This window comes from Niastella sp. sgz303648 (genome assembly GCF_059587045.1).
Genome location: NZ_JCAPSW010000002.1, coordinates 108,460 through 123,451, shown reverse-complemented (window position 1 = coordinate 123,451; position 14,992 = coordinate 108,460). Strand labels below are relative to the sequence as shown.

Annotated in this window: 11 protein-coding genes; 8 read left to right on the top strand and 3 right to left on the bottom strand. The window is 42.8% G+C overall.

Going from position 1 to position 14,992, the window contains the following annotated elements:
- Positions 1–10: 10 nt before the first annotated feature.
- The 4 genes from AC59IL_RS05185 (at position 11) to AC59IL_RS05170 (ending at position 5,099) form a co-directional block, all read left to right on the top strand.
- Positions 11–1,060 (top strand): sensor histidine kinase, encoded by a 1,050-nt coding sequence (locus AC59IL_RS05185; protein ID WP_496551029.1) that lies wholly within the window; start codon positions 11–13, stop codon positions 1,058–1,060.
- On the top strand, positions 1,057–1,749 hold the full coding sequence (locus AC59IL_RS05180) for a LytR/AlgR family response regulator transcription factor (protein ID WP_496551028.1): 693 nt from the start codon (positions 1,057–1,059) through the stop codon (positions 1,747–1,749). Before AC59IL_RS05185 ends, AC59IL_RS05180 begins: the two co-directional genes overlap by 4 nt.
- 290 nt (positions 1,750–2,039) lie before the next feature.
- Positions 2,040–3,449: a DUF3500 domain-containing protein gene (locus tag AC59IL_RS05175; RefSeq protein ID WP_496551027.1), complete on the top strand. Its 1,410-nt coding sequence runs from the start codon at positions 2,040–2,042 to the stop codon at positions 3,447–3,449.
- Between the two features lie 306 nt (positions 3,450–3,755).
- Positions 3,756–5,099: a HupE/UreJ family protein gene (locus AC59IL_RS05170; RefSeq protein ID WP_496551026.1), complete on the top strand. Its 1,344-nt coding sequence runs from the start codon at positions 3,756–3,758 to the stop codon at positions 5,097–5,099.
- Here AC59IL_RS05170 and AC59IL_RS05165 read toward each other — a convergent pair.
- The 3 genes from AC59IL_RS05165 to ppsA form a co-directional block, all read right to left on the bottom strand.
- Entirely contained in the window at positions 5,056–5,637 is a 582-nt protein-coding gene (locus AC59IL_RS05165; protein ID WP_496551025.1) for an RteC domain-containing protein, read from the bottom strand. The two genes, AC59IL_RS05170 and AC59IL_RS05165, sit on opposite strands and share 44 nt — an antisense overlap.
- A gap of 286 nt (positions 5,638–5,923) precedes the next feature.
- A complete protein-coding gene (locus AC59IL_RS05160; protein ID WP_496551024.1) occupies positions 5,924–6,313 on the bottom strand; it encodes a LytR/AlgR family response regulator transcription factor in 390 nt (129 codons plus the stop codon).
- Between the two features lie 802 nt (positions 6,314–7,115).
- A complete protein-coding gene (ppsA, locus tag AC59IL_RS05155; RefSeq protein ID WP_496551023.1) occupies positions 7,116–9,572 on the bottom strand; it encodes a phosphoenolpyruvate synthase in 2,457 nt (818 codons plus the stop codon).
- Positions 9,573–9,777: 205 nt separating this feature from the next.
- Between ppsA and AC59IL_RS05150 the strand changes: the two genes are divergently transcribed.
- From AC59IL_RS05150 to AC59IL_RS05135, 4 genes are all read left to right on the top strand, one after another.
- Positions 9,778–10,338 (top strand): Crp/Fnr family transcriptional regulator, encoded by a 561-nt coding sequence (locus tag AC59IL_RS05150; protein WP_496551022.1) that lies wholly within the window; start codon positions 9,778–9,780, stop codon positions 10,336–10,338.
- A gap of 96 nt (positions 10,339–10,434) precedes the next feature.
- On the top strand, positions 10,435–10,821 hold the full coding sequence (locus AC59IL_RS05145; protein ID WP_496551021.1) for a hypothetical protein: 387 nt from the start codon (positions 10,435–10,437) through the stop codon (positions 10,819–10,821).
- A 13-nt stretch (positions 10,822–10,834) separates the two neighbouring features.
- A complete protein-coding gene (locus tag AC59IL_RS05140; RefSeq protein ID WP_496551020.1) occupies positions 10,835–11,872 on the top strand; it encodes an efflux RND transporter periplasmic adaptor subunit in 1,038 nt (345 codons plus the stop codon).
- A gap of 8 nt (positions 11,873–11,880) precedes the next feature.
- Positions 11,881–14,973, top strand: a complete 3,093-nt coding sequence (locus AC59IL_RS05135; RefSeq protein WP_496551019.1) for an efflux RND transporter permease subunit — start codon at positions 11,881–11,883, stop codon at positions 14,971–14,973.
- Positions 14,974–14,992: the final 19 nt, after the last annotated feature.

Genomic DNA, 14,992 nt, shown 5'->3' with positions numbered 1-14,992 from the left:
TTTTACCGGTATGAAAAGCAGCAAACGCCTGTATATTTACCACATTGCCGGATGCCTGGCCGCGCTGGCTTTGCCTGTTTTTCTATTTCCCCATCCACCGGAAGAAATTGGCTTTCTTTTTTCAAAACCTACGATAAGAGATTTCATTGCCAATGCATTAATACTGGCCTTCTTTTATCTGAACTATTATTTGCTGATACCGCGTATTTACTTACGCAGGCAGTTCATAATTTATGCACTTTGCATAGCTGCCGGCTTTTTGGCTATTACCCTGCTGCCTTCATTATGTACCGGCTATAATCCTATGGAACCGCGACAAGAGGTATACGATATGCCCAAAAATGCTGAACACTGGATCCCTCCCCCGCCAAAAGGCTCCTGGTTCATTCAGGAAGTAAAACATCATATATTTCTTTTTTTAGCCGTTATTCTGTTTTCATTGCTGCTTCGGATACGACAACGATTATTTCAGGCACAGGAGGATAAACTCAATGCAGAACTATCGTCGTTAAAAGCACAGATCAATCCGCATTTTTTATTCAATACGCTCAACAGTATTTACGCGCTGGCTGTAAAAAAAGATGATAAAACGGCCGATGCCGTCATCAATTTATCAGAGCTGATGCGGTATATTATTAAAGACGCCCACAACAATAAGGTGGCCCTTGAAAAAGAATTGAATTACATCGGTAATTATATCGACCTGCAAAAATCGCGTGTAGGCAATACGGCGCGCATTTATTTTACAACAACAGGTAATGCCGAAGGAAAGGAAATAGCCCCGCTGCTATTGATCACTTTTATTGAAAATGCGTTTAAGTACGGTATCAATCCCGATGAGGATTCGGAAATTCGTATCGCGATCAATATTGAAAAACAGGATGTGCATCTGCAGGTGTTCAACAAAAAAGTAAAAACAATTAACAATACCGGTTCAACGGGTATTGGCATTACAAACACCAAAGAGCGGCTGCAGCTGCTGTATCCTTCCAAACACCATATAATTATTCAGGATAACAACAGCTATTTTTCCGTTGATCTTACAATTACGCTGATATGATAAAAGCCATAGCATTGGATGATGAGCCGCCTGCGCTGGAGATTATTGAAACATTTTGCAACAGGGCAGGTACTATTGAACTGGTAAAAACATTCACTAAAACCAGTGAGGCTTTCAGCTATCTTGAAAAATTTCCGGTCGATTTAATTTTCCTCGATATCAATATGCCGTCTTTATCGGGTATTGAGTTTTATAAATCCATTCCGCAACAATCGATGGTCATATTTACCACTTCGTACAGCGAATATGCCGTGGAAAGTTATAACCTCAATGCGGTAGATTACCTGTTAAAACCTTTTACATTCAAACGATTTGAGCAGGCCGTGCAAAAAGCCAATGACTTTTACCGGTTTTCAACACAACAGGAGCTACCCGATGGAAAATACCTGGTGCTACGGGTAGATTACGGTCTTGTAAAAATTTTATCGGATGATATACTTTTTATTGAAGGGCTCGATAATTACCTGAAAATTCATTTGCACCAGCAAAAACCGGTGGTTGTTCGAATGACCATGAAAGCCCTTCAGGACAAGCTAACTGCTTCTAAATTTATCCGAGTTCACCGCTCCTATATTGTTTCCCTCACGCGTATAGAAACTGTTCGCAACAAAACGATCTACATTGCAGGAGAAGAGCTACCTATTGGCACGAGTTATGAGGAAAGTTTCTTTTCTGTTTTTGGCAAATAAGTTCTGAGTTCTATTATCTTTTTATTTCTCGCAAAGGCGCTGAGGCACAAAGTTGATCGCTTCGCGATCTATAAGGACGCTAAGAAAAAGCTTTGTCCCGCTATGGCGGGACGCCCTGGCGCGAGAAATTCTTCACTCGCCAATTCGCCACAGGATTTTTCCAATTCACCCCTAACCGGCTATAGCCGAATAAACCCCGCATAACATTTCCGATCCATCTGCACATTAAACTGATTAAAAAACACAACGAATTACTGAAAAACCACATTCTCAAACCCAACGAAAAGAATATGAATCAACGCAAGATCACCTGGAGCGCTTCGGCAGTTTTAATTTGTACGATGATTGTATTTGCCTGTAAAAAAAACAGCGATACTTCTGCCAGCTCAAGCGCAAGCATTACCGCATTAACCTGTACATCGGCTACTTTTTCGGCCACCGCAACCATTAGTACCGCCTACTCAGGAACAGCCACTGTTGCCTATACAGGTGGCAACAGCGTAGCCTATAGTGCAGGATCAGCCATTTCATCAACCGGTGTTACCGGTTTAACTGCAACCCTGCAGGCAGGCACACTGGCCAGCGGTGCAGGCAATTTAACGTATGCCATTTCGGGTACGCCGACATCATCGGGTACCGCATCATTTGCGATTAGTTTCGGCGGACAAAGCTGCAGCCTGTCATTAACAGTAAACGCGGCATCAACAACCAGCAGTTGTTCTTCCGAAACAGGCGTTGCAAAAGTAGTGTGCCTGGCCAACGCATTTCTGGCAACACTAACAAGCGCACAGCAATCAAGTGTGGTGTTGACATTAAATCTTACCAATGCCAAACGGTGGTCAAACCTTCCCTGTGGCGTATCGTGCCGGAATGGTTTGGCATTCACCAGTTTGACCAGCACCCAGCTGGCCGCAGCCAAAGCAGTAATTCAGGCAGCGGCAGGCACTTCAACCGGCGAAGGGTACGATGAGTTTATCACCATCAATACAGCCGATGATTATTTAGGTACTCTTTCAAGCGGCGGTTATTCTTCGGGTAATTATATTATTGCATTCCTGGGAACGCCCAGCACTACCGGTAAATGGATGTTGCAATACGGCGGTCACCACTATGCAGCCAACATCACTTACGACGCCGGTTCGGTAACCAGCATTACTCCATCGCATCAGGGCGTTGAGCCGCATGGTTCCTTTACCTATAATGGAACAACCTACGCATCCCCTCTTGCGACTGAAGCATCGGTAATGGCCAATATGCTGGCATCCTTTACTTCAACAGAACTGGCAAGCGCTAAAATTTCCGGAACATTCTCTGATGTAACAATGGTGCCGGGTTCTACTACCAATACGTTCCCCACTACCAAACAGGGCATTCAGGTAAGCACCTTAAGCAGTACCGCACAGGCTACAGTACTGGCCGCTATGGCGCCCTGGATAAATGACCTTGATTCGGCATCTGCTGCAAAATTTACTACGATTTATACCAACGAACTGGCGAATACATATGTGTGTTATGCCAGCAACACCAGCGGAACATCGGGCAATGCAAGTTCATTCTTTACTACAAACACAGACTATGTGCGTATCGACGGTCCCAGTGTGTGGATTGAATTTATTTGCCAGACAGGTGTAGTTATCAGCAGCCAGATACATTACCATAGCGTGTTCAGAGATCATAACCGGGATTATATCGGATTGTAAAGTGTTTGTGGTTTGAAGTTTGTGGTTTGTGGTTCTTTCGGTGAAACTTGCCGTGCAATTTTGATCCTGTTAAACAGTTAAGGTGTTTGATCTTAATAATGAAACTCCAAAGCGCGGCAGCAACCGCAAACTTCAAACCACAAACAAACAGGAACGTTTAAAATAATGGAAACGTCCCGTAGGGACGAAACACAGAGGCTCCATATTTCGTCCCTACGGGACAATAATAGACCCAAATGATTTTTCTACCGATATCTGGTGCCTACCGGCACTTTGAGCAAACAACCGCTTAAACGACATTTAATCATGTTTAGTAAATCCATAATCAACAGCCGCCTGCCAAAATGGTGGCGGCTGTTTTTCGCCTTACTGATCCCATTTACAGTACAGGCGCATCAAACCCCGTCAACCATTGCTTTGCTTGATGTTAGTCCGAACCGGGTTGGTATGGAGTTGCAGCTACCGCTTAGCGAGCTGGAACTTGCTTTCGGGCATGAGGTTACTAAAGATCCATCAACTCTATTGGAACGACTGGGCCCGCAGCTGAAGGAATATCTGAAAGCGCATATACATCCTTACGTTACAAAAGGCAATTCCTGGCCGGTGGAAATTACCAATATGCGTATGGACAAAGGCGTACAGGAAGCAAGCGGTCCGCCGTATTGGGAACTGGTGGTTCATCTTCTTTTAATTCCACAGCCGGGAGAAAGTACCCGCCGCTTTTACCTCGATTATGATGTGATCATGCATCAGGTTATCAATCATGCAGCGTTTGTATCGGTTCGCAACGATTGGGAAACAGGCAATACAGGCAAACAACCTGTCGAAGCCGGCGTGATACATTGGAACATGGGTGATAATGTGATCTATCCGCTGGAAATAAATTTACAGAAAGGAAGCTTGTGGAAAGGATGCAGCAGCATGCTCACTTTGGGCATGCATCACATTCAGGAAGGAACAGATCACCTGCTGTTTATTATAGTGCTGTTATTACCCGCTATGCTGGTAACAAACGGAAAACAATGGGGAAGCTTCGGCGGCACTAAATACAGTGTTACCCGCCTGCAGAAAATAGTAACCGCCTTTACGATCGGTCATTCCATTACATTGCTGGCGGGGGCATTGGGTTGGGTGCAGCTACCATCAAAACCGGTTGAAATTCTGATTGCATTCTCCATACTGGTTTCAGCGGTACATGCAGTACGTCCGATTTTTCCCGGACGCGAGGCATGGGTGGCAGCAGGGTTCGGATTGATACACGGTTTGGCTTTTGCGGGTGTATTGGCCAATCTGCAGCTCGACCCATTGCGCATGGGGCTTAGCATTCTTGGTTTTAACATAGGCATTGAGCTGATGCAACTGGCCGTTATAGCGGTAACTGTTCCATGGCTGGTGTTATTAAGCCGTTCAACATTATACACAGGGATCCGCATAACGGGCGCTGCAGTGAGTGCAGTGGCAGCGCTTGCATGGATAACAGAGCGCACATCAGAGCAGGCCAATTTAGTGTCGGGCCTGGTACAAAGAGCGGCCCCGTATGCACCCTGGCTGATTGCATTCCTTGCTGTTTTTGCGCTGGTTGTTTTGTGGTGGGAAAAGAATAAGGTCAGGTCTCTGGTAAGGCGTTGCGTGAAAGAACGTTATTATTGATCTTTACCTGTATATAGTTTTTATATTTTTCTATGGCTATAAGCCGGCCAAGCAAATAGCTATAAGAACCGGCGCTAAAATTAAATACGCTTATACTGATGCCAAAAAGCAGTGGCTGCTGGTTGTTTTGCTTCAGGAAATAATGATTCGTATCAGGTTGCTGTTCGTAATGAAGGCAACCTGTTTTGTATATTGAAATTGCTTCCGTGCACTTCTTTAATTCACGTTTCCAGTGTGCACTTTTTCTTTCGCCATCGCCGGGCTGTAAAAGAACTGATTTGTAAACAAATGAAAAATAATCAACCAACCCGGTAAACTGCGGCTTAATCACTTTATAAAAATATACTTCCTCCTGCCGATCCAAAAAGCAGTAACTATTGGCCATTTTTTCTATACTTAGCCATGTTTGCAGGGCTAACCCAAATGCGCATTCTATCCACTTCAGTTCATCTGTTAATTCAGTTGCCTTCTCTTCAATTTCCTGTTCAATTGTTTTATAACTGTGTTTACATGCATTTAGAAAGGATGAATATTCCATAAGTTTTTTTAAATGTCAAAATAAAAAAGGGTAAGTAGACACAAACCCTTTTGCTCTGTTATATGAAAATGGTCACATGAGAGCTTGCTTATCATCCTATTGCCTTTTCTATATCGGATATAACGTTTATCGTTTTTAATATTGAATCCTTTCATTTTTAATTTTAAAAAGGGTAAGTAGACACAAACCCTTTTATGTGAGAAAATTAAACCTACTTATGGAAAAGTTCTACGTTCTAAGTTCTAAGTTTCGATTCGCCATTGACTACCCCCGACAATCGCGCTGGTTAACAAACAAGCTTTGCATGCAATTCCGGAGCAAAGAGTTTGGAATATACCTGATTAGCGCTACGCTCGGCATTTCGTAAGATCTTTACTTTTTGCTCCAGGGAGCCTTTGTATTGATCGCCTACAGGAATTTGCCCGGTGTGCAAATCAACCATATTATTATCGAACGACACAACTTTACCAATCGCCACTATAAAGCTGCGGTGTACCCGGCAAAACAGATCGGCCGGCAACAGCTCTTCCATTTTTTTCATGGTATTTAATATAACATACTGCTGTTTACCGGTTACTATCTTTATATAGTTACGAAGGCTTTCAATGTAAATAATATCGCACAGGTCGATGCGCACATATTTCGAGTTGACTTTTATAAAGAAGAATTGATTCATTTTGTTTTTGGTTTGTAGTTTGTGGTTCTCATTTTTTAATTTCAAAAAAAGGTAAGTAGATACAAACCTTTGTATATGATTCATGGGGCATACGATCAACACTAAAACAACGCATTTGGCGAGTAGGGCTTACTTATTACTTACTACTCGCTGGCTTTCACAGGTGCATTGCTACATTACGAATGCAAAATGAGTTTATTCCTGTTTATTCAGGGGTACGGTGTTTTCGGTAAGCGCTATAATAATATGTTCCCGAAAAAGGGCACATCCCCCAAAAACTGATAAAAATTTTTTTTCTTTTAATTAATACGAACGGGCAAAAAATAAGTACTACCCGGTTAAATTATTTTCTGAAACCCTGTTAATAAGAAGACGCACAGCCCAAAAGGGAGTACTACCTGCTTTGAAAATTTTTTCCCCGCCAGGGCGGGGTTCTGAGAAACAAAAAAGGGTAAGTAGACACAAACCCTTGTAATAACCAAACCTAATTTAACATTGCGAAACATTCTTCTAACCTTGATCAGCGTTTGGTTATATGATTAACCTTTAAAATCAGACACTGTTTGGGTCTCTCGTCCTGTATATTTTTGATTTATTAATAGTATCCAATGTTCAAAAGAAGGGTAAGTAGAAACAAACCCTTGATACTTTAAAATCTAACTTCTGAGAAAAACTGCGAACACCTTTCTGGCTTTCATAACCTAATCCTTTAGCTGTTTTAAAAAAGGGTAAGTAGACACAAACCCTTTTGCTCTGCGTGCGCCAGCCAACTGGCTGGTTGTTTGATTGTGTCACATGGGGATTAGGGGTAAACAGTATGGTTTATTGGGTGCTTATCTCCTATTGCCTTTTCGATGTCTGATATAGCATTTATCGTTTTTAATATTGAATCGGGCGTAACAGAAATACTGTCAATCCCCTGCTCAACCAAAAACTTTGCAAAGTCGGGATAATCAGAAGGCCCTTGTCCGCATATGCCCACTTTAACGTTGTGCTTTTTAGCAGATACGATCAACATACTAATCATTCTTTTCACGGCTACATTCCGTTCATCATAAAGGTCTGCTACCAGCGAAGAGTCCCGGTCTAACCCGAGCGTTAACTGGGTTAAATCATTTGAACCTATTGAAAAACCATCAATGTGTTTGGCAAATTCTTCTGCCATAATGATATTGGAAGGAAGCTCCGCCATCAGATAAAGTTCCAGGCCGTTTTTGCCTTGTACCAAACCATACTCCGACATCGTTTGCTTTACTTTTAATAATTCCTCCACGGTTCTGCAAAAAGGGATCATTACTATTACATTCTCCAGACCCATTTCTTCACGCACTTTCCTGATCGCTTTGCATTCAAGACCAAAAGCCGGTTTATATTTTTCTGAGTAATATCTTGAAGCACCCCGCCAGCCGATCATCGGGTTCTCTTCATGGGGCTCAAAATATTTGCCTCCTAACAGATTGTAATATTCGTTGCTTTTGAAGTCGGAAAAACGAACGATTACTTTATTCGGATAGAACGATGCTGCGATTTTTGCGATACCATACGCCAGTTTGTTAATGAAAAAATCTTCTTCATTTTCAAATCCGGCTATTTTATTTTTAATAGTCTTTGTCAGTTCAGCATCACCCAGTTGCTCATGATGCAATAAAGCAAGCGGATGTATTTGTATATAGTTATTGATGATAAATTCTTCCCGCGCCAGCCCCACGCCGCTATTGGGTAAATTCGAAAATTGAAAACTCATCGAAGGTGATCCCACATTTAACATCACGGGTGTATTAACAACCGGAAGACTGCATAAGTCATGTTCTTCTTTAACATATTCAATGTGCCCGTCATAAACCAATCCTTCATCCCCTTCGGCACAACTGATTGTTATTCGTTTTCCATCGACCAATACATCTGTTGCATTACCACATCCTACAATAGCAGGCACGCCCACTTCCCTTGCTACGATGGCCGCATGGCAGGTTCTTCCGCCTTTATTGGTTACGATGGCAGAAGCTCTTTTCATAATGGGTTCCCAGTCGGGATCGGTCATATCGGTAACCAGTACGTCGCCGTCTTTAAACTCATGTCCCTCTATAACACGCTTGTCCAGGGAATATAAAATATTCACTTCTCCGCCTGCTATTTTATCTCCAACCGCAATTCCTTTTATCAAAACCTTGCTGCTTCTGTTATCATCACAGATTTTATACTCAATAATTTTATTGACGTTTTTTCTTGAATGAATGGTTTCGGGTCTTGCCTGTACAATAAAAAGCTCTTTGCTGAGTCCGTCGATCGCCCATTCAACATCCATGGGCGTCCACTTTTCCTTTATGCTGCTATAATACTCCTCGATCTTAATAACCCAGCCGGCTAACTTTAGCGCTGTTGAATCTTTCAAACAAAAGCGCGACTGAAAACCTTTTTCTGTGGGAATAACTTTCACTCTTTCATTGGTATCATCGCCATACACCATCATTTTATCTTTTACGCCCATTCTTTTTTCAATGAGCGACGCAAATCCTGCTTTCAATGTTGGTTTATGAACTATATATTCATCGGGTGATATGGCGCCCTGAACAACTAATTCGCCCAGTCCGTACGAGCCATTAATCACAACCACATCTTTAAATCCTGATTCTGTATCCAGTGAAAAAGCTACGCCGCTGGCGCCTAAATCGCTGCGCACCATTTTCTGAATACAAACAGAAAGCCCAACCGAAAAATGATCGAAACTAAAATTCTCTCGGTATGATATAGCCCTGTCGGTAAAAAGGGATGCAAAACAATTTCGAACGGCATCGATCAATGCGGCCGGACCGCGAACATTTAAATAGGTTTCCTGCTGACCGGCAAAAGATGCATCCGGAAGATCTTCCGCCGTGGCGGAAGAACGAACGGCAACGTCGGTTGCATCCTGGCCATAGGACTCTGACAATTCATAATACGCTTCGATAATTTCCTGTGATAATTCAGCCGGAAACCGTGAGTTGCTGATCAGGTTCCTTATTTTCAACCCTGCCCTTCGCAATGATTCGAGGTTGGTAAAATCTATTTCGCTGATTATACTCCTGATCACCGAATCAAGCGCGTTATGATTGATGAACTGATTATAAGCGTTAACAGTAATTACAAAACCTGCGGGAATATTGATCCCTATTTTGGTTAAATGCTGAAGCATTTCACCTAAAGAGGCGTTCTTTCCTCCCACCAGGTCAACATCATTAATACCCACCTGGTTTAGCAGTAATACGTTAGATTTATCCATTTATGTTAGTATAAGAAGATTAAGGATATCTTTTTTTCAGCAGGCAGGGCAAAGGAAATAAAAATAAACTAACAAGTGTTATCAAAATGACAGTCCGGCTATCATGAGGTACAAACCGGTGAAATGGAGGGATGATCAGGCATTACATTCACGGGGTTAAAACGCCGTGCTAAAAACCTTATCTTTATTTCACCTAAAGAAAGCTATGGAACTGATTGAGTACATCAATACCAAAATAAAATTGACCGCAGCAGAAAGCGACGCCATCGACGCCGCTTTTAAAAGGGAATTGCATCCTAAAGGAACCATTCTGGTGCAACCCGATAACCACTCACAAAAGGTTTATTTTGTTGAAAAGGGATTGATCAGGACATTCTATAACAAAGATGGTAAAGACATTACCCATTTTTTCTTTGATGAAAACAGTTTTACAATGCCCCTGGAAAGCATTTATTTCAACAACCCTGACCCTTATGGAAGAGAGGTTCTCGAAAATACCACCCTGCGAACCATTCATTTCAGGGAATTTAATGTACTGTATAAGGAGATAGGCGCATTCAAAGACCTTGCTTTTATGGTAGCCGTTGAAGTGTTGAAACAGTTTTCTGACAGGCTTTTTTCGCTGCAGTTTCAAACCGCAGAACAGCGCTATAAGTATATGATAAACAACTATTCGAACATATTATTAAGAGTACCCCTTGGACATATCGCCTCTTACCTGGGCATTACGCAACAAACTTTAAGCGTTATAAGAGCTAAAAACTGATCCGGACTTTCACTTTTTAAGATATCTTAAAAATTACCCCGCTCTTCTTTATTTGCTTTGCAGTATGAATTACTGATCAAAGAAAATATTGAGGAGATGGACATACACTATTTATATTTCGCAGATGATCTGGGCATTGCCACCATTTTTCCTGCCTTAAAAGACAGGCTTGCCGAACCGGAACACCATCATGTTTCGCTGCTCTATTACTCCATAAACAATACCCATATATTCAAAAAAGAACTGGAAATACTGCAAAAGCATTTTCCCACGCAGTTGTATGTTAGTTACCATTCAAAAGCGCTCAGCGGCCAATGGATCTTTCAGCAGGATGACGTTGAATCGGTGCTGAACGCAAACACCATGCAGCACATGCGTTTCATTATTTCGGGGAATGAAGCTTTTGGTGAGAACGTGAAAGACCAGTTGACTTTTCTGGGCATAACAACCATACAAATACAGGAACAATATTTCTCGGAATAAATAAAAATCACACATGAAACGATACCTGTTTTATTTAACCCTGATCACCTTTTCGTTCCTTGCCAGTTGCAGGAACAGGGAAACAAAACCCACCGGTAGTATCATTGCACCCATTGCAGTAACAACCACAGCCGTTCACCCCACCACCATTGCCGGTGAAGTGTCGGTAAGCGGCAATATCGAAGGAAACACTACTGTGAAATTAGGATTCATGGTGGGCGGCAAAATCAATTATGTTTCCAATAAGGAAGGAGAAAATATTTCGAAAGGACAACTGATCGCCAGCCTCGACCCTACCAATTATTCCATTGCCAAAAAACTGGCCGACGTACAGGTAGGCAATGCCACCGATGAGTATAACCGTTTAAAAATACTACACGACCGGGGCAGTTTGAGCGAGAGTGATTTTTCGAAAATAGGTTACAGTCTTGAACAGGCGAAACTTCAACAAAACATGCAACAGAAAAATTTATCCGATACGAGGTTGTATGCTCCCATCAGCGGCGTATTACTGAAAAGACAGGCTGAGCCGGGTGAGATCGTTGCCGTTGGCATGCCACTGTTTATTATTTCGGATATCAGAAAGGTAAAAGTGCAGGCCTATGTTCCGGAAGGAGAACTGCATGAAATCAAAATAGGGCAACCGGCATCCATTAATATTTCTTCCCTTGATAAAATATTTTCAGGAAAAGTAACCGAAGTGGGTTCTGCCGCCGATGCCACATCAAGGGCCTTTACGGTAAAGATTGAAATAGACAATCCGGGCATACTGATTCGTCCGGGTATGATTGCCGATGTTAGAATTGCCACGAATAGCAACAAACAGGTGATCTTATTACCGGCCGAATGCATTCAACAGGATTTAGCCAACCAGAGTTTTGTTTATGTAGCCGATATGGCACAAAACAAGGCCTTCAAGCGCAGGGTAAGCCTTGGAAACATGATCGATAATAAGATAGAGATATTATCAGGACTATCAGACCAGGAGGCAGTTGTAATAAGCGGACAGAAAAAATTGTCGGATGGTTCTTTAATTTCTATTATTAAATAATTACTGTAATGAACATTATACAAGCATCGCTGAAATATAAGCATGTAACATTATCGGTATTGTTGTTGCTTTTTGCGGTTGGTGTAAACTCCCTGCTGAACATGCCACGCAGGGAAGACCCTAAGATCACGATCAGACAGGGTTTGGTGATTGCCTATTTTCCCGGAGCCAACTCGGCGCAGGTAGAAGACCAGGTGACCAAAAAACTGGAACAATATCTTTTTCAATATGAGGAAGTAGACAAATCAAAAACGTATTCCACTACAAAAGACGGTGTGGTGGTAGTGAATGTTGAACTTACCGAAAGCGTAAAACAACCCGATATATTCTGGAGCAAGTTGCGTCATCAGCTGCTGATTGCAAAGCAAATCGATTTACCCGAAGGTGTGCGAGGCCCCATCGTTAACTCAGATTTTGGCGATACCGAAGCCATGGTGATCGCGCTGGAAAGTCAAACCGCCAGTTACGATGAATTAAAACGCTATACCCAAAAACTGGAAGATTATCTAAGGACAATTGCTGCCGCTTCAAAAATAAAACGTATCGGTGAGCAGCGGGAAGAAATAGTAGTGTCGTCTACTTCTGAAAAACTAAGCCAATACGGTGTAAGCACACAACAGGTAATAAAGTTATTGCAATCTCAAAACAGCATCAATGCCACCGGAGATATAAAAACAGGTATTAATAAAGCACCGTTGTATACCAATGGTTATTATAATACCGAATCAGACCTGGCCAACCAGGTAGTGGGCGCCTCTCAATCGGGTTCAGTAGTAAAGCTGGGCGATGTAGCCGGTTTGAAAAGAGATTATGCCGAACCTCAAAGCATCATTACCGTAAATGGCAACAAAGCCATGCTGCTGTCGGTTCAAATGCAGGAAGGCAACAATATTGTAAAATTCGGAGGGGAAGTAAACCGCAAAATTGAAGAGGCAAAGAAAATCATTCCTTCGAATATTAAAATTACCACCATTATTAACCAGCCACAGGTGGTTGATGAAAATATATCCCATTTTATCAGGGAGTTTTTCCTGGCTATTCTTTCGGTAATTGTTGTGATCGTTTTTTTGCTGCCCTTTCGTATTGCAACAGTAGCAGCCATGGCCATCCCCATGACGGTAGCCGTAACGTTCGCAGTAATGCATTCATTGGGCATCGAGTTACACCAGGTGTCGCTGGCAGCCCTGATACTGGTATTAGGAATGGTGGTAGATGATGCCATTGTAATTGCCGACAATTACGTTGAACTGCTCGATGAAGGCATCGACAGATGGACGGCAGCCTGGCGAAGCGCCAACGACCTGGTAGTACCTGTACTGGCAGCCACCGTTACCATTATTGCGTCGTTTATGCCGATGATCCTTTTAAGAGGTACGGTGGGCGAATTTATTTTTGCATTGCCTATAACAGTAGCTGTTGCCCTTGCCTCTTCATTTTTTGTGGCGATGGTTTTAACGCCTTTGCTTTGTTACACTTTTATCAAAAAGGGATTACATCAGCATCCCTTGCCTGCAGCAGAAGAAGCCAGTCATGCGCCGGCAAAAAAGCAAAGGAAATCACTCCTTGATCTCATGCAAACGGGCTATAATGCATTACTCGACTGGTGTGTAAAGCACCCCCGGTTAACTATTGCCGGCAGCTTAATACCCATCGCACTGGCAGGCTTGTTGTTTTCGAAGGGTGTGCGGCAACAGTTTTTTCCTGCAGCAGAAAGAGCCCAGTTTGTTGTAGAACTATGGATGCCAACAGGAACAAAGCTCGAAAAAACCCATGAAGCGATCACAAGGGTTGAGCGCCTGCTTAAAAACGATAAACGCGTAGAGTCGTATGCCACTTTTACGGGCACAGCTTCGCCAAGGTTCTATTACAATTTTTCACCTGAATTCCCTACCAATAATTACGCCCAGATACTCATTAACACTACCACCGAACAAACCACCGATGAACTATCTGAAGAACTGAGCAGCAAAGTAGATAAGCTCATTCCCGAAGGCACCACCTATGTGAAACTAATGCAACAGGGATCGGCGCTAAAGGCGCCTGTAGAAGTGAGGATCGTTGGAGAAGATATAGACCATTTAAAAACCATTGCCGAACAGGTAAGCGACATTATAAAAAAAGCAACCGGCAGCCGTTTTGTACGGGATGATTTTGCAGAAGATTATTACGGCATCGGCATAAAATTAAAATCATCAGCTAACCGGTTAGGTTATACCACTACCAGCATTTCGCAATCGGTTTATACCGGTTTCAGCGGCGCAGCCATTAGTACCATCTACGAAGGCAGCGATCCGATAAACATTTTACTGCGCCTCGATGAAAAAAGCAGGCAAACTACCAACGATCTTCAAAACGTTTATCTCAGGTCGCCTGTTACCGGAGCCGATGTTCCCCTGCGACAGATCGCCGACCTGGTGCCTCAATGGCAAACCGGTCGTATCATGCACCGCAATGGTGTGCGAACGCTTACCGTGCAAAGCGAAACCACGCCCGATGTACTGCCATCAGAACTATTGGCAGCTATACAGCCGGCGATCAGTAAACTGTCCCTCCCCGATGGCTATCATATTGAATATGGCGGTGAAGATTATAATAAAAAGTCGGCCATGGGTCAGTTAATCACCGCATTGCTGGTAAGCCTTGTTCTGATATTCTTTATTCTGCTGTTCCAGTTTAAAAATATCAAAGAGGCAATGATCGTAATGCTTACCATTCCGCTCAGTTTATTTGGCGCTATCGGCGGATTGTTCGTTACAGGCAACTATTTCAGCTTCACTTCCTTCGTTGGGTTGATTGCTCTTTCAGGAATCGTTGTGCGCAATGCCATCATTCTTGTTGATCATACCCATGAACTGATGAAACACGGTCATGATATAAAAACAGCAGCCATTGAATCGGGCAAAAGACGGTTAAGGCCCATTTTCCTAACGGCCATGGCCGCGGCCATTGGTGTATTGCCCATGATCATATCAGGATCATCGATGTGGGCGCCCCTGGCAAGTGTACTGGCATTTGGCGTGGTATGGAGCATGATCATGGCCCTGCTTACCGTTCCGGTGTTATACATCGCCTGGATAAAATCAAAACCTGTGAATTCGTAAAACATAAAAAACCACCTGA

Excerpts from the sequence above, each read along its gene's own strand:
- AC59IL_RS05185 (WP_496551029.1), top strand. The coding sequence starts at position 11 with ATGAAAAGCAGCAAACGCCTGTATATTTACCACATTGCCGGATGCCTG.
- AC59IL_RS05180 (WP_496551028.1), top strand. The coding sequence starts at position 1,057 with ATGATAAAAGCCATAGCATTGGATGATGAGCCGCCTGCGCTGGAGATT.
- AC59IL_RS05175 (WP_496551027.1), top strand. The coding sequence starts at position 2,040 with ATGAATCAACGCAAGATCACCTGGAGCGCTTCGGCAGTTTTAATTTGT.
- AC59IL_RS05170 (WP_496551026.1), top strand. The coding sequence starts at position 3,756 with ATGTTTAGTAAATCCATAATCAACAGCCGCCTGCCAAAATGGTGGCGG.
- AC59IL_RS05165 (WP_496551025.1), bottom strand. The coding sequence starts at position 5,637 with ATGGAATATTCATCCTTTCTAAATGCATGTAAACACAGTTATAAAACA.
- AC59IL_RS05160 (WP_496551024.1), bottom strand. The coding sequence starts at position 6,313 with ATGAATCAATTCTTCTTTATAAAAGTCAACTCGAAATATGTGCGCATC.
- ppsA (WP_496551023.1), bottom strand. The coding sequence starts at position 9,572 with ATGGATAAATCTAACGTATTACTGCTAAACCAGGTGGGTATTAATGAT.
- AC59IL_RS05150 (WP_496551022.1), top strand. The coding sequence starts at position 9,778 with ATGGAACTGATTGAGTACATCAATACCAAAATAAAATTGACCGCAGCA.
- AC59IL_RS05145 (WP_496551021.1), top strand. The coding sequence starts at position 10,435 with ATGGACATACACTATTTATATTTCGCAGATGATCTGGGCATTGCCACC.
- AC59IL_RS05140 (WP_496551020.1), top strand. The coding sequence starts at position 10,835 with ATGAAACGATACCTGTTTTATTTAACCCTGATCACCTTTTCGTTCCTT.
- AC59IL_RS05135 (WP_496551019.1), top strand. The coding sequence starts at position 11,881 with ATGAACATTATACAAGCATCGCTGAAATATAAGCATGTAACATTATCG.